This is a genomic window from Mesorhizobium ciceri biovar biserrulae WSM1271, assembly GCF_000185905.1.
Taxonomy (GTDB): domain Bacteria; phylum Pseudomonadota; class Alphaproteobacteria; order Rhizobiales; family Rhizobiaceae; genus Mesorhizobium; species Mesorhizobium ciceri.
The window spans coordinates 2905284-2923479 of record NC_014923.1; the positions used below are offsets into that span (position 1 = coordinate 2905284).

Here is an 18196-nt window from a genome sequence, read left to right on the forward strand (position 1 = left end):
CCCAACGCCTGTTCGCATATGAAAAGATCGGCCTGAATGTTAGTGTCGGAAACGTACCAAACGCCATTTGGTACAAAACCGACATATTTCATGAGAGCGCCGGATCACGCCGATAAAATCCGCTGGCCAATGAAAAGCGCCATGTCGCGCTGGGCCTGGGGACCATTCGAAGAAGGGGGAGGACCGGGGGGAGAATTGTACGATACTTACTGTGATGAGGCCGATGTTGACTCTTGCTCAGCCCGATTTCATTTTTTGACCCACAGCGTCTAAAGCGCATCGCGTTTGATCGGATTTATGCGATGCGCTTTAGGGTCTTTGTTTATGCATGTCGTTCTCCCAAAGCCGAGGTCACTTTTGGACGACATGCATCAAAAGTGGCCGCTGCTCCGAAAGGGGCTTCTTATGTCGAGCCTTCGTAAGCGCAATCCCGGTCTCCATCCTTCCGATCTGCAACTGTGCCAGCGCGTCTTCGATCGGGTCTGCCTGGAGCGCAAATTTGATCGCATGTCGGGGGAGTCGGACGTGCAGCTTCTGGCAGCCACGGTGTTTTCGCTGTTCCAGAATGGCTGCCGCAATGAAGGCGAGTTGCTTGAGAGTTTCAGGCGGACCCGCCAATGACCAAGGCCAGGATCACGTCCGCGGCACCGGCCGAAAACGAACCTTACGACGCTGCGGTCTTCGCCCGGAAATACGGCATGTCGCGGAAGGCCGCGGAGGTCGTGCTGTCCGCGAATGGACCGTCCAGAACAGCCTGTGACGCTGCCGCCCGCTCTTTTATGGAAGCGGTTGCCCGCAGAGCGAAGAGCAGCCATAAACACTGATGCTGCGCCTTGAGCGACTGCCGTCTCGCCGCCGACCCGCGGGCGCGTCCAATGCTACCTTCATCGAACACCGCGAGGCGTCAGCCTGCCGGGCCTGTCGGGCCGATCGGACCGGTCACTCCTGAAGTGGCTTGCTGCGCCGTCACGGCGGAGAGTTTCTGCCGTTTGAGCAGCATCGGCTTTTCATAGATCTTCTTCATGGTCACGGCCTCCCTCCGCAAAGTTCGATTGCGGCAGCGTCATCGCCGGCCGCGCTCCTGTCAAGCGGACCTGGTCGAGGGCCGGCCAACCCGAACGAAAATCCACGCCTCAATTCCTGTCGGCCGGCTTGGAACGCATGCGCGAAACCGTCTCGCGCTCGGCGCGTTTGGAGCGCAGCGGCGGCAGGTCGCGGTCGATCAGGTCCATGTCCTCCAGCACCATATCGCCCATGCGCTTGAAGGCGATGTCGAGCGCGCCGGCGCGGTGAGCCGAGCGCAGGAAGCCGGGCAGGGCGCGCACCGGATGGTCCCGCGCCAGCGGTTCTTCGGGAAAAACGTCGCTGGCGGCGACGATGTGGCCGCTCTTAACCGCCGCCATCAGCGCCGGGAAGTCCACCACGCCGGCGCGGCTGAGCAGGATGAAGGCAGCGCCCTTGCGCATGCCGGCAAAGGCGTCGGCACCGAGAAAACCCTGGTTCTCGCTGGTCACCGAGGCAACGACGAAGATGAAGTCGCTGGTCGACAGCACCTCGTCGAGGGAGGCCGGCTCGACGCCATTGTCGATGAGGATCGATGGCGGCAGCCACGGATCGAAGACTTTGGTGCGGGTGCGGAAACCCGACAGCAGCCGGTTGAGCGCCCGGCCGAGATCGCCGAAACCGATGATGCCGACATCGGCGCCAGACAAGAGCCGCGCCGTCTGGTTGCCGTCGCCGCCCCACAGTTCCTGTCCCTGGCGGAAGGCGAGGTCGGCATCGACGATGCCGCGGGCGAGATTGAGTGCCATCGCAAGGCCAAGCTCCGCGACCGGCTCGGCGAACACCAGGCCGGTGGTGACGACATGGATGCCGCGCGCGAACAACGTCTCGTAGGGCATGTTGTTGATGAGGTTGGTCTCGACATTGAAGACGCAGCGCAGCGCCTTCATCCGGTCGAGCGTTTCGGGCGATATGGGCGGCTGGCCGATGATATAACGCACCTCGGCCAGCATGTCGGCCGGCAGTTTCGCGACGCCGTCAGCGGTCGTCTCGACGATGCGATAGTGCGCCTTGAGCCGCGCCAGCTGCCGGGCTGTGAAGATCAGGTCGAGCGTGCGTGGTTCAGGCGCACTGATGACCAGCGGCAAGGCGCTGTTGGACATGACTATTCCCTCTGTTCCCCAATGGCCAAAATACCTTGGATGAAACGATTTACAACATCGCGCGGCCGAGGAGCGCGCGATTGGCGCTGGGATGAGGTGACCTGTCGGAGCCGATATGTGCCGGCAATGCAACAGTGAAGAATCGTTTGACCGCGATGGCGTGGATACGACGTAAGAACCAGTAATGGCACAATTGACACGGGGCAGGGAATTGGTTCTGCTGGCGCCGTATCAATTTGGAGGGCACTTTACAGTGAAGAAATACGAGAAACCAACCTTGCAGAAGCGCGACAGGCTTTCGGGTGTCACGGCCCAGACTGCCCCATCGACACCTCCGCCGGCCGTCAGTGATTGATTGGCGTCTGACGCATTCGCCTGACAAGGGCAATCAATAGCGGCAATCGATAGGGCGCGACTGGTCGCGCCCTATCGCATATTGGCCACGGGTGCCCGCCGTTGTCCCAGATGCCGGACCTTACGGCCGATGATCATCAGCTGGCGCGCGGTGTTGTTGCGCAGGCGCCGCACGCGCCATTCCAGTCCGGTGTCGGCGGTAATCGACTTGGCATAGTAACTGACCCGCATGCCATCCTCATCGGCAGCCACCTTGACCGGGTCGTCATAGAAGGCGTTGATCTTGTCAGCCGCCATGCCTGGAGTTTCGAGCCAGCGTGGAATGTGAACCGAATGGAGCTGATCGACATCGGTCATCACGCGGCCGATGCCGACGCCCGGCGTCGGACACGTGGTACAGAAAGCATCGCCGATGAAGATGACCCCGTCGCGGCGATGGCCTTGCGTCGTGCTCAGACTGATCTGCCTGACCTCGACAGGACTCGCGACTTCGAAGTTGCCGCATCGCACGGCTATTTCGGGCATCAATTCGCAGAGCATCTTTTGCGGCTCCTGGCGGAACGCCCGCGTCCACGGCTCGGCCACATTGCGATAGAGGAACATGTTCGCCCGCATCTTGTCGCCGAGGGGAAAGATGCTGATGTAGGCGATACGGTCGGCGGCCCGCCTGCTGTAGCAGGTGACGGACTGATGACCGAAATCGCTGGGCGAGATGGCGAGGTCGAATCCCATCGACAGTGAATGCGCCTTCGATTGCTCGATACGCTCGACGCCGACGGCGCGCCGCACCGCCTCGCCGTGACCGGTTGCCACCACCAGCAGGCGGGCATCGATGACGGTGCCGTCGGCCAGCACAAGCCGCTGCCGGTCCGGTCCAGTCGAGACTTCGGTTACCTTGCCGACCGTCAGCGGCACTTGCGCAGGCAAGGCGTCGCGCAGGCCATTGATCAGCGCGCCATAGGAGAATGTGAATTCAGCCTTCTTCTCATGCGCGAAGAACTGGCCGAGGCGAAAGACATGCGTGTCGGTCGTGGAGGTGACGAGACGCTTGAGTGTCGCATCGAGGCCGAGCTTTTCGAACAGCAGCATCTGGTCCATGCCGATCTTCTCGGCCCGGAATTCCTCGTGGTGGACGCGGTGCGGATCGATCAGCGCCACCTTGCGGCCGGCTCGTCCCAACAGAATTGCCAAGGTCGTGCCGGCCATTCCGGCACCGACGATCGCCACATCGACTTGGGCCGGGCCAGCCTCTGAGATACTCATTTTGCTGCTCTTTCTGATGGCAACGGCGCGTTTCACAATCTCCGGTAGAAAATATCTTCCGGACCTAAATCAACCGCAAGCAACCGGCGCGCGTGCTTGGTAGTAACCAATGTTTAGGTTAATCGCGGGCCCGCTGCTTCCAGCGCGGTGCGATCGCCGAGCCATCGATGAACTCAAAGCCGCCAGCCTCGTTGAGCGTGTGAAGTTTACGCCCACTCCATAGCGCACCTGGATTTAAGATGGTTTCAACGACCTGCTCCATGCCGATCAAATCAAGGTGAGAAATGCGTGCGATGCCAAGCGCCGCGCCATAGCTCCTGCGGCAGTCCTGGACCGGGCGCAGCAGGTCGTTGCCGCGCCTGACCATGCGGCCGGCCGGCCGCGCCGAGGCGATATCGATCAGCACGGGATTTTTGGGGTGCGGCGTCCAGGGGCCGCGAAAATCCGGCGCCGACCACAGATGCAGCGCGTCGGAGAAGGCGCCGCCGCCGTCGCGGACGGTGGCGAACAGCCACCAGGCGCCGCCATGCTCGACAAGCGTGGCGTCGCTGGCGACGACACCGGACAGAAGCGTCGCCTCCTTGACCCATCCGCCGGGAAAAGCTGTGGCCCGGTAGAGATCGACCGTGCCGTTGGCGCAGCTTTCCGGCACCATCCAGACCTCGCCGTCGCGCTCGAAGACGAAGGGGTAGGAGAGATGGTAGGGCAGCTCCAACACCGGTTCAGGCCTTCCGAGCGGGCCTGCCGGGCCGAAGGGAACGGCGGAGATGATGGCTTTGCCGAGCCGATGGATATAGTCCTCGACGAACAGGGTCAGCTGGCCCTGGTAGAGGATGGGGAACGGATCGGCGTAGAAGCGGCTGCCGTCGTCCGGCAACTCTTGCCAACCCGACGCCGGATGCGCGCGCAGCTCGAACAGATCGCGGCTCCCGGTTTGCCGCCAGCCGACCTTCCAGTGCGGCGCGTTGTAGCAAAGGTGATAGATCTTCTGGATGATCCGCCGCGCCAGCGCCTTGCCGGCCCTGACCCCAAGCTTGCCCGCCGAGGGCATTGGCGGCGGGCCGCCCACCTGCGCCGGTTCGGGCAGGTCAGGCACGGACTTTGCCGCGCCTGACATGGCAGCTATGATCAGGCTTGCTGTGCGCGCCAGCATATCCTGGAAGGACGCCAGCGCGATGCCGCCATATTCGGTGCCCAGACGCCCGGCGGCGATCGCAACGCCGTTCTCCTCGATGCGGGCAAGCGGCGTGCGACCTGCGAGGATCAGGGCCAGCAAGGCCGCTTCGCCACTGGCGCCGTCATAGGTGACGCGCCAGATCCGTGTGCTTTCCAGCCTGACATCGCCGCAGAGGTCGATGACCAGGTCAGGCGAAGCGGGGGACTGCCGGTAGGGCGCGAGCGCCGAAAGCGGCACACGCTTGGCCAGTCCATCGTGGGACAGTCCGTGGATCGCCGTTTCGAGTTGAAACAGGGCCGCGGCGCTGCGCGGAATGCCACCGCCCGCCGGCCTGACATCGACGGACAGTTCGACGTCTTCGAGCGCGGCGAGGCGCTCCAGCAGCGTGACGTGAAAGGCGCGGACGCAGTCGCCGTCCAGGCGGAGGCTTATCTGCATGTTGGAGGTCCGAAAAGGCGGTGCCCGGCCTTGCCGGCCAGGCCGGTCCGGTCAAATTGTAACCCCATCTGCATTCGTCTCCGCTCGCTGCGTAGCCAACACCTCGATATGTATATTTTTAAGCAAACCGCGTGCCAAAATTCACGTCACCTCTCAACATAATTAACAATGTTTTAACAGTTGGAGGAATAGCTAGGTTAGCGCCGCAAACTGATCTTGCCGGCATATGGAGTATTGTCGGAGGCAGCCATGCAATCATCCCTGCCCATGGTTCCTCAGCAACACTCCCCGGATCCGGCACGCGCGGGATCATATGCAGCCTCCACTGTCGAACTGGGCGATCTGAAGCGCATCCTGGTGCGCCGCCGGTTCTGGATCTTCGGCACCGTCGCACTGCTGACGCTGGTCGCCCTGCTCTACGGCCTATTCACACCGGCGCTCTACAGCTCGGCGGCGGAAATCCTGATCGATCCGCAGGACCTGCAGGTGGTCACCAACGACGTCAATCCCAGCCGTATCTCACCCGATGGCGGCATCACGCAGGTCGAGAGCCAGGTCAGCGTGGTCCAGTCGACAGGCGTGCTGATGCGGGCGATCGCGGCGACAAACCTGACGCAGGATCCGGAATTCAATGGGCAGGGCTTGCTGTCGCGCCTGCTCGGTTCGGCATCAGCCGAAGGCGACAGGTCGGTGCAGACACTCGACGCGCTGCGCCGGCGCCTGGCGGTGAAGCGGGCCGACAAGGTCCTGGTCCTCGACGTCATCGTCACCGCCAAGAGCGCCGACAAGGCCGCCCTCCTGGCCAACGCCATCGCGCAGGCCTACCTGGTCGACCAGGCGAGCGCGCGCGCGAAAATGGCCAAGGACGCTTCCGAGTCGATCACCGCGCGGCTGGACGAGCAGCGCAAGCGCGTCCAGCAAGCCGAAAACGCCGTCGAAGCCTACAAGTCCGCCAACAACATGGTGATGGCGGCAGGCAATCTGGTCAGCGACCAGGAACTGACCGAGATCAACACGCAGCTTGCGGCGGCGCAGAGCCGCACCGCGGCGCTGAAGGCGCAGGTCGATCAGATGCGCCGGCAGAGCGGCACGCCGGACGCAACTTCGGAAGCAATGCGCTCGGCGGTGATCTCGAGCCTGCGGGCGCAGGAGGCGACGTTGGTCGACCAGGTCTCGCAGCTCGGCACGGAGTTGGGGCCGCGTCATCCCTCGCTGATCGCAGCCCAGCAGCAATTGCGCGACTCGCGCCAGCTGATCGCGCGCGAACTTGGCCGCATCGCCACCGCCACCGAGACCGACTACGAACGGGCGCTGGCCAACCAGCAGGCGCTGGAAGCCAAGGTCGCCGGCATGAAGAGCAAGTCGCTCGACACCGATCAGGCCTCGGTGCGGCTGCGCGAATTGCAGCGCGACCTCGAGGCGCTGCGTTCCGTCTACTCGAACTATCTCCAGCGCGCCCAGGAGACGCGCGAGCAGATCAATGTCGACAGCACCAATGCGCGCATCATCTCCAACGCCATGCCCGCCTTGAAGAAGAGCTGGCCGCCTCTGCCGCTGCTGTTGCTGGGCGCGATATTCGGCGGCCTTGGGCTCGGCACCGGTCTGGCGCTGATCGCCGAATATTCCTCGCCGACGGTGCTTTCCAGCGCCCAGATGCAGTCGGCCATCGACGCGCCGGTGCTGGGCGTGGTGCCGGCAAAGTCGGACACAGGCCGGCGCTGGTGGCCTTTCGGCGGGGCGCGCGCCGCCGCCTCCAGCCAGAAGACCGATGCCGTCGTCGGCCTTGCGCTGAGGCGCATGTTCAGTTCGGGCCAGCGTCCGGCGGACTGGCCGCTGGTGCCTTCCATCTTGGTGACATCGTCGCCGGGCGAGGGCGCGCAGCGTAGCCGGGTGGCGCGGCTGCTGGCCAATGCCGCGGCATCCAGGGGCAGCCGTGTGCTGTTCATCGATGCCAATGCTGGCGGCGGCGGCCAGAAGGATCCGCAGCCGGGGATCCTCGATGTTCTGCGCGGCGAGTACGCGTTCGAGGCCGTTAGCCATTACGCCGCCGGCAGCAACGTTGCCGTGCTGGGCAGGGGCCGCTCAAAGGCGGTCTTCCAGGAAGCGCATGGCATCTATTTTGCGCAGCAGATGCTGGCGCGGGCCAGCCGGAGCTTCGAGCTCGTCGTCATCGACGGTGGCGCGCTGGCCGACAATCTCAATGCCTCGCCGCTGGTCGCCATGGCCGACGAGATCGTGCTCGTCGCCACGCTGAACGCTACCCCGATGCGCGACGTCACGACGACTTCGCAGGCGGTCTCCGTGATGGGGCGCCTGCCGACAGCCGCCTTGCTGGTCGACGAGGCCGCCTGATATGGCGGCCAGTTGGAGCGCAAGCGCTTCGAACCATGGTGCTGCCGCACCCCGCGCCGGCACGCCCATCTCCGGCACCTCGGTCGATGCGCTGACGCGCTTCGGACTGATCGCGGCGGTGGCGGTGCTGTTCAGCATCTCGGGGGGCATGCTGTGGCTGGTCGGCTACAATTATGATGGCCTGTTCGGCAACCCGGCGACCAAGATCCACCCGTCCACCTATCTCATCGTCCTGCTGCTTGCCTGGCGCTCCTGCGCATCAGGCAATCCGGTCGGCCATATCGTCCATCTCGCCGACAGGCGGCCGGCCAGCGCGCTGATGGCCGCCATATCGATCGTGCTTCTGGTTGTCGTCATCGCCAGGCAGCGGCCAGGTATGGCCGGCATGATCGATACGTTCGTGGCTGCGGCACTTCTCGTGCTGATGCTCAGCGAGGACGACGAACGGACCTTCGCCGGACTGCAGACCGTCGTCCACGTGGTCATGACGGCGAATGCCTTGCTTGCCCTTTTCGAGTTCGCCACCAAGACGCTTATCTTCCCCTATCGCCTCGACGGCGTGGCGTTTACCACCGATCTGCGCTCGAGCGCGCTGCAGGGGCATCCGCTTGCCAATGCCATGGTGACGTCGATCTATGTGCTTGCGCTGCTCTCCGGTGCCAGATCCCTGTCGATGCCTGTGCGGATAGGGTTGATCGGCTTGCAATGCGCGGCACTCGTCGCCTTCGGCGGCCGCACGGCGATGGTGACGACGGTGGTGCTCGGCGGCTGCTACCTGCTTTTTCAGGGCATCACCAAATTGCGCCAGGGCCGCGTCAATCTCCTGGGTGCGGCACTCGGCTTCATGCTCGCCGCCCTGCTGCCGGTCGTCATCATCGTGGCGGCATATCTGGGCTTTTTCGACGCGCTGCTGGAGCGCTTCGTGTCGGACAGCGGCAGCGCCAATGCCCGGGTCGAGATGTTCGAGCTCTTCAAGCACCTGGAATTGCGCGATCTGATCGTGGGGCCGGATGTCGACCTGATCGACAGCCTGCGCCGCATCAACGGTCTCGAACAGGGCATCGAGAACCCGATCATCCGCACGGTCCTTTATCAGGGCGCCTTCTTCACGCTTTTGCTGACGTTCGGCTTCGTGCTGTTCCTGTTCGAGGTGGCGCGCCGCTGCCATCCCGGCATCTGGCTGCCGATGCTGGGCTGGGTCATCCTGATCAACACTTCGGAAAGCGTCGCGTCGAAGACGACGCTGCTGACCAAGTTCGTGGTGCTGGCATTGGTGCTCTATCGGCCGGCGCGGGCAGCGTTCAGGCCGGTCAGTCCGCCGGCATGGTCAGGCCAAGCGCCGCGATGATATCGGGGTCCAGCGCCCGGGTGGTGTCGTCCATCATGCCCATGCCATCGAAGAGATCCCACAGTGCCCAGGCGAAGCCGAGTTCCTCGGCGCTCCGCCTCACATCGGCGATGTAGCGCCCGCGATCCGGATTGGGCGCGGCGACATAGCGGGCGTCGGTGCGCAGCGCGCCGAACTCGCCCATGATGATGCGTTCCGGCGCAAGGCTATGGCCATCGGCCCAATCGCGGACCTGGCGAAGATATTTGTCGACAAACCAGCGGTCGGGCTGGGCGTCGAAATAGACTTTCAGCACACGCTCGGTCTCGGCATAGGCTGCTTGCTTGGCGTCTTCAGGGGTTTCGGTGTCCTGCGCCATGCGCGCCCTGACCGATGCCAGCGTCTGTTGCAGCGAGCCGGCGGATGCCGGCCACGGCACATTGTTGAGCGACCGATAGACCGGCTCGCGCATCCAGGGCGCGCCCTGATGGCTGAACAGATAGGGCTCATAGAAGTGGAAGGTGAACAGGATCGGCTCGAAGGGCGACAGCGGGCCCGGATCGAGCGCGGTCAGTCCGCTCACCATCGAGCCGCAGCCTCCGGTGACGACCAACGGCAGGGTCGCTGCCGATGCCCTTGCCGCGGTCAGAAGCGCGAGCTGGATTTGCAACCAGACGTTCGACGCGCAGGCCTGCGCCGGTTCGTTGACCGGCTCGAGCGCCACCCTGCCGGGCTGGAACCGCGCCAGCCTGCCGGCAAGCTCGCCGACCAGCCCGCGATAGAGATCGAAAGCGGGTGCGGCGGTGCTGGAGACCATGCGGTCGGGGTTCCAGTAATGGGTGGCAGCGTTGGCCTGGATGTTGACGATGATGCCAAGATCGGCGTCGAGGGTGGCGGTGACGGCGGCGTCCAGCATGTCCAGCAACTGACTGCGCGTCTTGGCGTCGGCGGCCAGGAAAGGGCCGGGATCGACGGGCAAGCGGATGAAATCGAGCCCGGTCTCGCGCAACCGACGCAGGTCGTCTGGGGTCGGCACCGGCCGTTGCGACTGGAAGGGCGGCCAGCCGTAGTCGGTGCGGGGTGCGGGAAATTCACGCGTCAGCGAGAACCAGGGCCAGGCGTTGACGCCGCGCCGAAACCGCGTCCCGGCGGCGGCGCGAGCGATTGGTGCGACCGGGAGCGAGCCGAGAGCCGCTGCAGTGGACAGCGCGGTCCGCAGCACCCGCCGGCGCGACCAGCCTATCATACGGTTCCTGGCGATGCGTGATCCATCGCAGTGGTCTTGGCGGCGGTCATGCCGAGCAGATGATAGGCCTCGTTTTCATAGGCGAGCAGGACATCGTCCCAGCGAAAGGCTTCGCGGGCCCGCGCCCTCGCGGCAACGCCGCAGGCCTTGACCAGGGCATCATCATCCAGCGCCTGCTGCATCCGCTCGGCGCAACTGTTCTTGTCGGTGAAGTAGATCGCCGCAGCCCCTGCGGTCCACCTGTTGTAGGGATTGTCATGCGCGATCACCATGTTGCCGGCCGCCAGCGCCTCGACCAGCGACGGGTTGGTCCCGCCCACCGTGTGGCCGTGCAGATAGGCGCGGGCGTGGAAGCGCAGGGCCTTCACCGTTGCCTGGTCGTAAATGGCGCCCGGCAGCACCACCGAACCGTTCGCCGCCTTGCGGATGGCGGCATGGTAGGGGATGTCGTCGGACAGCGTTCCCAGCACCACCAGCTTCATGTCGCGCTTGGTGGAGCAAAAGGCTTCGACAATCGGCAGGATGTTGTTGTCGGGTTCGATGCGCGCGATCGAGATGAGATAACGCCCGGGCTCGAGGCCGAGCGCCCGGACCGGCGCCTCGGGCGCTGATGCCACCGGATCGGCGCCATAGGCGATGGTGGCGATGGCGCTGCGCGGCCGGCGCGTCGCCAGGTGATCGGCGATGGCGGGGTGATCGGCGACCAGCCGGTGCGAGGCCCAAGCGCCGATCCATTCGTTGAGCCAGAACCAGGTTCGCGCCGCCATCCCCCATTTGGGGCGACGCCACTCGATGCCGTCCATGTTGGTGAAGATCTTGCGCCGCTTCAGCCTGAGCCAGGTCAGGAAGACCGCGCCATTGTAGCCGAGCACCAGGCAAACGCCCTGTCGTCTGGCAGCATCGCGGGCGCATTGCCAGTCGAATTCCAGGGTCGCGCGCGGTCCCTTGGAGGCGACCTGGATGTGAATGAGCTCGATGCCGCGCCAGGTTTCGCTGCGCACCCGCTGGTCGATCCGCTCGACCTCATCCTGGCAATAGACGCCGACCTTCCAGCCGCGCCCGACAAGAAACAGCGCCAGTTTTTCGGCAAAGGTTTCAAAGCCGCCATGGGCCGCGGGTATGCCGCGGGTCCCCAGGATTAGAATGGCGGGCTTTTCTGGTTTCATGGCCGGCGGCACTTTCACACATCTCATATATTAGATATTGCTTAATTTATAATGAGCAGACCGCAACTTTCGTGCCATCTTCCGATTTCGGTATCCTGGGAGGGGATCATGGCGCGGGGTTGTAAAAAAACGGTGTTGAACCCGGTGGTTGTTTCATTCTCGGTCAACCCTTCTGTGCGTAGCTGTATCGAAACGAAGCAATGCCATGGGCGTACGGCCGGCAGTCGGACATATCGAACCGATAGTCGGACATATCGAACCAGGCATGATTCTTGCGGACGGGGTTCTGCCACAATCGCCCAGCGCGATGGTTGTAGCACCCGGCGGGAAACAAAGATGCGGATTGCCTGCGTTCATCAGGGTTATGAACTCTATGGTTCTGACCGCAGCTTCGCGGAGAGCGTGGCTGCGCTGCGCGCCGCGTTTCCGTCGGCCGACATCGAGGTGGTCTTGCCGCGCAGCGGGCCGATCGTCCAGATCCTGGAAGCGCATGCCAGCCGGATCGTCTTCGAACCGCTCTGGGTGCTGAGGCGTCAGGCCATTGCGCGCCTTGCGACAGTCGAGATGGCGCGATTGCCGGTTGCCGTGTTCAGGGCGTGGCGGCGCCTCAAGGCCTGCGACCTCGTCTATGTCAACACCTCGATCGTTGCCGACTATGCGCTGGCCGCGCGCTTGCTGCCTTACAAGGCCGTCCTGCACATCCACGAAATCCCCGAAGGCGCCATGCGCAGGGTACTTGTCGGCCTGATGCGCTGGAGCCATGCGGATCTGATCTTCAATTCGCGCGCGACACGCGCCGCGTTTGGCGATCCCAAGGCGGCGCGCGCATATGTCGTCTACAACGGCGTTGCCGGGCCGGCGGCGGTCGAACCAATGACGTATGACGGCAAGCGCCCATTGCGGGTGCTGCTGCTCGGCCGCATCAACCGGATCAAGGGGCAGGAGGTCCTGCTGGAGGCGATCGCCTCGATGCCGGCAGAACTCCAGGCGAGGGTCGAGGTCAGGCTGGTCGGCGGCGCCTTCGAGAGCACCGAGCGCGAGCGTGCGCTTGCCGAACTGGTCGAAACCATGGGGCTTGCCGGGCGCGTCGGAGTCCTGCCTTTCATTCCCGATCCCTCGGAGCATTATCGCTGGGCCGACATCGTCACCGTGCCGTCGCGGCGTCCGGAATCGCTGGGCCGCGTCGCCATCGAGGCGATGGCTTATGGCCGGCCGCCGCTTGTGTCGGCGATCGGCGGGCTGGTGGAAGTGGTCAGCGACGGGCAGACCGGCTGGCATGTTCCGCCCGGCGACGCAGTAGCTCTTGGCGCGAAATTGCAGGAGATCATCCTCGCCCCTGAGGCCTGGCGCGGGTTTGTCGCTGCCGGGCGCGCGCGCTACGAGGCGATCTTCAGCGAGCCGGTCGCGGCCGCGGCGATCACCGCGATCGCCGCCGAAAAGCTGAAGACGACCATCGCGCGGCCGGGCAGGGCGCCCGCTGCCCGCGCAGCGGAGACACGGCCGTGAAGTTAGCGTTTCCGAGCCATCTGGTTCGACGCCTCGTGCTGATGATCGGCGGCGAGGCGATGCAGAGCGGCTTTCATTTCGCCCTCAACATCATGCTGTTGCACATGCTGTCCGCGCAGGGCTACGGCCTCTTCGCCATCGGCATGGTGATGGGCGGGGTCGGCCTGTCCTATATCAGGTCGCTCACCGCTGTTCCCGCCAGCATCTGGATGAGCAAGAGCACCAACAGCGCCGGCGTCGATACCTATGACGTGGCGTTCGGAACGGCGGCGCTGATCGTGGCGTTGCTGATGGCCGTCGGCACGGCTGTTCTGATGCATGTCCTGGGAGATCCAAGCGGAATTGCCGCCGGCTGCTTCGTCGGTGCCTGGTCGTTGCGCAGCCATATGCGCACGGCTTTCTTCGCACGGCGCCAGCAGCTTGTCGTCTCCATCAGCGATGGCGCTTTTACAGTCGCCGGCTGTGTCCTGACCGGGCTGTCGATCTGGTTGGTCCAAGACCCGCTGCAGACCGTATTCTATGCACTTGCAGCCGCAAATGTGTTCGGCATTTTCGTCCTGGTCCGCCTGGCTCGGCGCTCGCTTCGCATCAGCTTCCGCATGCCGACGCGCCGACGCTATGTCAGGCTCTGGCCCCAACTGCGCTGGTCGGCATTCAGCGCGACCACCACCAACATCCAGGGTCAATGTCTGGCGCTGCTGGTCGCCGGCATTGCCGGGCCAGCCGCCTACGCACCGCTGGCGGCGGTTCTGGTGCTGTTTGCTCCGCTGCGCATCATCAGCCTTGCATTCGTCAACATGACGCAGCCGGATCTCGCCAGGCTGATGCGGAACAATGAAACAGGCCGTGTCTGGACGCAGGCCAAGATCTGGGCGCTCGTCATGGGGCTCGGCGGCCTTGCTTATGGATGTGCGATCATGTTCGTCCTGCCGATGATAAAATCCCAGGCTCTCCAGGACGCTTCGACCTGGTTCATCGGGCTTTTCGTGATCGCGAATTTTGTCCCGATCATGCTCTATATCATGCCCCGCATCGTGCTTGAGATACTCGGCGATTTTCGGATCGTCGCGTTCATCACCACGGGCGGCGCGGTCGTCGGGCTGGCGCTGATCGCGGCCCTGCTGGCAATCGCGTCTCCGCCGTGGGCGTTGTTGGGTTCCGCCGTCTCGGAGATGTTCGTGCTCGTGGCATCGTGGTATTTCGCGCATCACCGCATGTGGAATATCGAGCATCCCGATGAGGCGCGCGACAGCCGGTTGGGCGCGTGGCGGCGGACCTTGCCGTTCGCTACGGCAAAGCGATAGGAAAAAACATGGCAGTCCAGGCGGTGCAAATTGCTGCGGTGACCGGCTCGCCCGATGGCCAGTCCTCCCATCCGGCCACCGTCGTCGCCATTGATGCCTACACGGCGCGGCTCCACACCAGCTTGGAAGCGGTGAGGCCGCTCTGGCTGCGCCTCCAGGCGGACGGTGTGTGCACCGCCCACCAGAATTATGCCTGGGCCGAGGGGATCGTCGCGCGGCTAATGCCGGAAGGTGCGGAACTGCTCATCGTGGAGGTAAACGATGCCGTGACGGGCGCGCCGCGAATGCTGGTGCCGCTGATACGGCGGCCGGCCTTCCGCCATCGGGTGATCGAATGGCTGAGCTGTGGCGTTTGCGACTATTCGGCACCGCTGCTGGCCGATGCCAGCCCGTGGACGATGCAATCGGCGCAGGCCGCGTGGGCTGCGGTGCGTTCCGTGCTGCCGCCGGCGGACCGCATCCAGATCACGGGAATTCCGCAATCGATCAGCGGCGTCGCCAACCCTCTGGCCTTGCTCGCAGCCACGCGCGATTCCCTGCATACCAGCTTCGGCCTCGCCATCGACGGCGACCCGGAAACCGTGCTCAAGCGCCTATGCCGGCCATCCTTCGTCAAGGCCTTCAACAAGGACTGGCGCCGCCTCGAACGGCTTGGCGACGTGGAACTGGTCGAAGCCAACACGCCGGCCCTGGTGGAGGTCATCTTCGGCGGCCTGGTCCGGATGCGGCTCAGCCGCTTTCGCGAACTGGGCCGCTTCGACCTGCTGACGCAGGCGACGGCTGTCGACTTCTATCGAAACGCCGCTCTCGAGGGCCTGTCGGATGGATCGGTGCGGCTCTTCGGGTTGCGTGTTGGTGAAGCTCTGATCGCGGTACAATACCTGCTGATCCATCAAGTCACCGTTCATGCTCTGCTGATCTCAATCGATCAGGGCGCGGTGCCCAATGTCTCGCCGGGACTTCTGATCATGGGCAAGTTGATGAGCTGGGCGCGCGGCCGCGGTTTCGATTATTTCGACCTGTCGGTCGGCAACCAGAGTTATAAGGAACATATGGGTGCCGTGGGTTCGGGCCTGCGCGAGCTTTGCCACGGGATTACGGTGCGAGGCAGCGCCGTGAGCGCAGCCATCGAGGTCCGCAACCGGACCGAGGTGTTCGTGCGCTCCAAACCTCGGCTGCTGAAGAGGCTCCAGGGACTGATGCGGGACTTGCGGCGCCTGCGTGGGGGATCGGAATGACGGGAGAAGCATGTGGCAAGCTACGCGGCGCGAACGACTCCGATAAGGGATTTGCCCGGTGGGCGGTTTTCCCCGACTGTCGCCAACGCTGATGCAACCGCGCACTTCACGGCTCGGCTGCACACCAGTTTCGATACCGTAAGGCTGCTATGGCTGCTGCTTGAGGCGCACGGCGTCTGCACTGCCCATCAGCACTATGCCTGGGTCGAAGGAATCGCCGCACGGCTGATGCCCAAGGACGCGAACCTGGTCGTCATCGAGGTGAGTGACGCCGTGACCGGCGCGCCGGCCATGCTGCTGCCGCTGATGCGGCGCCGGGCCCTCGGCCACCACGTCATCGAATGGCTGAGCTGCCGCGTGTGCGACTACTCGGTGCCGCTGCTGGCGGATGGGAGAGCGTGGACCAGGCAGAGTGCCGACGCCATGTGGGCGGCGGTCCGTGCCGTTCTGCCACCGGCGGATCGCATCCATATCGCCGGGATCCCGCAGCAGATCCACGGCCTGGTCAATCCGCTGGCACTGCTTTCGGTGGCGCGCGACTCCATCCAGGTCACCTCCGGCCTCGTCCTGCATGGCGACCCGGAGACGCTCATCAAGCGGATCTGCAAGCCGTCCTTTGCCAAGGCCTTCCGCAAGCATTGCCGCGGCTTCGAGCAGCTTGGTGGCCTCGCTCTGGTCGAGGCCGACACGCCTGATCTGACCGAGGAGCTCCTGGATGTGCTGCTGGAATTGCGGCTGAAGCGTTTTCGTGAGCTTGGGCGTTTCGACCTCCTGACGCAGGTCCCGGTCGTCGATTTCTACCGCGCCGCGGCGCTGCAAGGCCTGTCCAATGGATCGGTGCGGCTCTTCGGTCTACGCGTCGGTGAAGCCTGGCTCGCCTCCATCTATGTGCTGGTCAGAAAAGGCACACTTCACGCCCTCCTGCTGGGCATCGACCAGAACGCGGTCGCCAATGTCTCACCCGGCCTGACGACGATGGGCAAGCTGATGATGTGGGGATGCGAGCGGGGCTTCGACTATTTCGACCTGTCGGTCGGCGGCCAGGGCTACAAGCAACATATTGGTGCCTCGAGTTCGGTTTTGGCCGAGATCTGCGAACCGGTGACGGTGCGGGGCAGGGCTGCGAACGCAGCCATTCTGTTGCGCAGCCGGGTCGAAGGCATGACGCGGTCGCGCCCCCGGCTGCTCAAAGCCGTTCAGGGCCTGACGCGCCGCTTGCGGCGATTGAAGGACTGAGGACGAGCGTTTGCCGGTCCTGCCGACGACCGATGCAAAGAGGCACCAAGGCCGGCAAGGTTGTTGACAGGGTTGGTTGGCTCTATATTTGAAAGCGCGCTTGACGTTCAGAAATGAGTGTCGTCGGCAGATTTTCTCAAATTGGCGTTTTCGGCAGATCACCTCGATGAATGCAAGTTTAGGAGATGGGATTCGTTCCATCCTCATTATTCAAACGAAGTACATTGGAGATGTCGTTCTGACATCTGCTTTGGTTCGCAATCTGCGTCTTTCTTATCCACAAGCATCGGTAACCATGCTTTGTGCGCCGGGACTCAAGCAGTTCATCGTCGCGCAAGGGATCGCCGATGTTGCCGTTGGCTTTGAATCCCGCGGCAGAGGAAGGACTCTGCTCAAGCGTTTGAGCGACTATCGTGGCGTCATCTCTGATCTGCGGCGTCGAAAGTTCGATCTTAGCATCGACCTTACCGATTCAAAAACCTCGCGGATAATGCATCGTTTGATCGGCGCTCCACTTCGCGTCGGCTTCGATCCTTCCGAGCATCCGATAAAGTTCTGGGAAATCCAGCTTGCAAACGTTCTCGCCGCGACTTTCGGACAGGGTGGCCCCCATTATCTCTACAGGAACCTGTCTCCACTCCACGCGCTTGGGTTGGATTGTCAGGACCCAACGCCTCGGCTGCAGCCGAACGGGACCGCCCAGGAAGAGTGTGCCAGGATTCTTGCGGAAAACGCTTTGGCAAAGAAGTCATATGTGGCCGTGCATGCCGGCGCTAGGTTCGAAGGACGTTGTTGGCCGCCGCAACATTTTGCTGCGGTCATCGACGAGGTATACGCCAAAACCGGGTTGCGATCTCTGCTCGTTGGTGGGCCGGATGAGGGGCTTGCCGCGCAAAGGATCCTTGAAGTGACAGCGTCGCCGGTCGCCAGTGTCGTCGGAAAGGCCTCGCTTGAAGTCCTGACGGCATTGTTGGCCGAAGCATCAATCTTTCTAGGCAATGAGAGCGGCCCGATGCACATCGCGGCATCTGTCGGAACTCCAGCGGTGGGGTTGTACGGCCTGACGTCGCCCGAGCAATGGGGCCCGTTCGGTGTCTCGAACCGGACGCTCCAGCCGGTCATGCCCTGTCCATGCATCGCTCCAGGTGTTTGTAAAGAAAACAACCCCGGTGGGGTCTATTGTGTGCAGCGGCTTCAGGTTGCCGAGGTCGCGGCAGCGACACTCGACCTCATCGGGGAAGTCCGAAAATCCACTCATTCGGGTATGCCGGCCGCTTCGTAGGCTGGCGCCAACAGGCACGATCACGCGCGGCTTCGTCTTCGCGCGCTTCACATCGTGATTCAGGCCGAGACCCGAGCATCTTCAAAAGACTGCAAAATTTAACCGGACTGCAACCTGCACTGCCACGAAATTGACAGGACAC

14 protein-coding genes are annotated in these 18196 nt (G+C 63.6%); 8 read left to right on the top strand and 6 right to left on the bottom strand.

Annotation, left to right across the window (positions count from 1 at the left end; all coding sequences use genetic code 11):
• The first annotated feature begins 357 nt into the window (after positions 1–357).
• Entirely contained in the window at positions 358–621 is a 264-nt protein-coding gene (locus MESCI_RS14005; RefSeq protein ID WP_013530598.1) for a hypothetical protein, read from the top strand.
• A gap of 283 nt (positions 622–904) precedes the next feature.
• Here MESCI_RS14005 and MESCI_RS14010 read toward each other — a convergent pair whose 3' ends face one another.
• The 4 genes from MESCI_RS14010 to MESCI_RS14025 all read right to left on the bottom strand — a co-directional run bounded on the left by MESCI_RS14010 (position 905) and on the right by MESCI_RS14025 (position 5397).
• Entirely contained in the window at positions 905–1024 is a 120-nt protein-coding gene (locus MESCI_RS14010) for a hypothetical protein (protein ID WP_013530600.1), read from the bottom strand.
• A 109-nt stretch (positions 1025–1133) separates the two neighbouring features.
• Entirely contained in the window at positions 1134–2165 is a 1032-nt protein-coding gene (locus tag MESCI_RS14015; protein ID WP_013530601.1) for a hydroxyacid dehydrogenase, read from the bottom strand.
• Between the two features lie 426 nt (positions 2166–2591).
• Entirely contained in the window at positions 2592–3782 is a 1191-nt protein-coding gene (locus MESCI_RS14020; protein ID WP_013530602.1) for an FAD-dependent oxidoreductase, read from the bottom strand.
• Positions 3783–3900: 118 nt separating this feature from the next.
• The gene (locus tag MESCI_RS14025) at positions 3901–5397 is read right to left on the bottom strand and encodes a glucosamine inositolphosphorylceramide transferase family protein (RefSeq protein WP_013530603.1); all 1497 of its coding nucleotides are present in this window, start codon (positions 5395–5397) and stop codon (positions 3901–3903) included.
• Positions 5398–5646: 249 nt separating this feature from the next.
• On the opposite strand from MESCI_RS14025, the gene MESCI_RS14030 reads away from it, so the two are divergent.
• Both MESCI_RS14030 and MESCI_RS14035 read left to right on the top strand, forming a co-directional pair.
• Positions 5647–7749, top strand: a complete 2103-nt coding sequence (locus MESCI_RS14030; protein WP_013530604.1) for a GumC family protein — start codon at positions 5647–5649, stop codon at positions 7747–7749.
• Between the two features lies 1 nt (position 7750).
• Complete coding sequence (locus tag MESCI_RS14035) at positions 7751–9097, top strand: VpsF family polysaccharide biosynthesis protein (protein ID WP_013530605.1); 1347 nt, start codon at positions 7751–7753, stop codon at positions 9095–9097.
• Here MESCI_RS14035 and MESCI_RS14040 read toward each other — a convergent pair.
• Positions 9060–10322 (bottom strand): glycoside hydrolase family 5 protein, encoded by a 1263-nt coding sequence (locus MESCI_RS14040; protein WP_013530606.1) that lies wholly within the window; start codon positions 10320–10322, stop codon positions 9060–9062. The two genes, MESCI_RS14035 and MESCI_RS14040, sit on opposite strands and share 38 nt — an antisense overlap.
• Complete coding sequence (locus tag MESCI_RS14045) at positions 10319–11488, bottom strand: DUF1972 domain-containing protein (RefSeq protein WP_064993987.1); 1170 nt, start codon at positions 11486–11488, stop codon at positions 10319–10321. The genes MESCI_RS14040 and MESCI_RS14045 overlap by 4 nt, the downstream gene beginning before the upstream one ends.
• 336 nt (positions 11489–11824) lie before the next feature.
• On the opposite strand from MESCI_RS14045, the gene MESCI_RS14050 reads away from it, so the two are divergent.
• From MESCI_RS14050 to MESCI_RS14070, 5 genes are all read left to right on the top strand, one after another.
• Positions 11825–12994: a glycosyltransferase gene (locus MESCI_RS14050; RefSeq protein ID WP_013530608.1), complete on the top strand. Its 1170-nt coding sequence runs from the start codon at positions 11825–11827 to the stop codon at positions 12992–12994.
• Positions 12991–14298 carry an MATE family efflux transporter gene (locus tag MESCI_RS14055; protein ID WP_013530609.1) on the top strand — a complete coding sequence of 436 codons (1308 nt, stop codon included), beginning with the start codon at positions 12991–12993 and terminating at the stop codon, positions 14296–14298. The genes MESCI_RS14050 and MESCI_RS14055 overlap by 4 nt, the downstream gene beginning before the upstream one ends.
• Positions 14299–14306: 8 nt before the next feature.
• Entirely contained in the window at positions 14307–15536 is a 1230-nt protein-coding gene (locus MESCI_RS14060; protein WP_013530610.1) for a GNAT family N-acetyltransferase, read from the top strand.
• 12 nt (positions 15537–15548) lie between these two features.
• Positions 15549–16772 carry a GNAT family N-acetyltransferase gene (locus MESCI_RS14065; RefSeq protein ID WP_013530611.1) on the top strand — a complete coding sequence of 408 codons (1224 nt, stop codon included), beginning with the start codon at positions 15549–15551 and terminating at the stop codon, positions 16770–16772.
• A gap of 100 nt (positions 16773–16872) precedes the next feature.
• Complete coding sequence (locus MESCI_RS14070; RefSeq protein ID WP_245268618.1) at positions 16873–18054, top strand: glycosyltransferase family 9 protein; 1182 nt, start codon at positions 16873–16875, stop codon at positions 18052–18054.
• Positions 18055–18196: the final 142 nt, after the last annotated feature.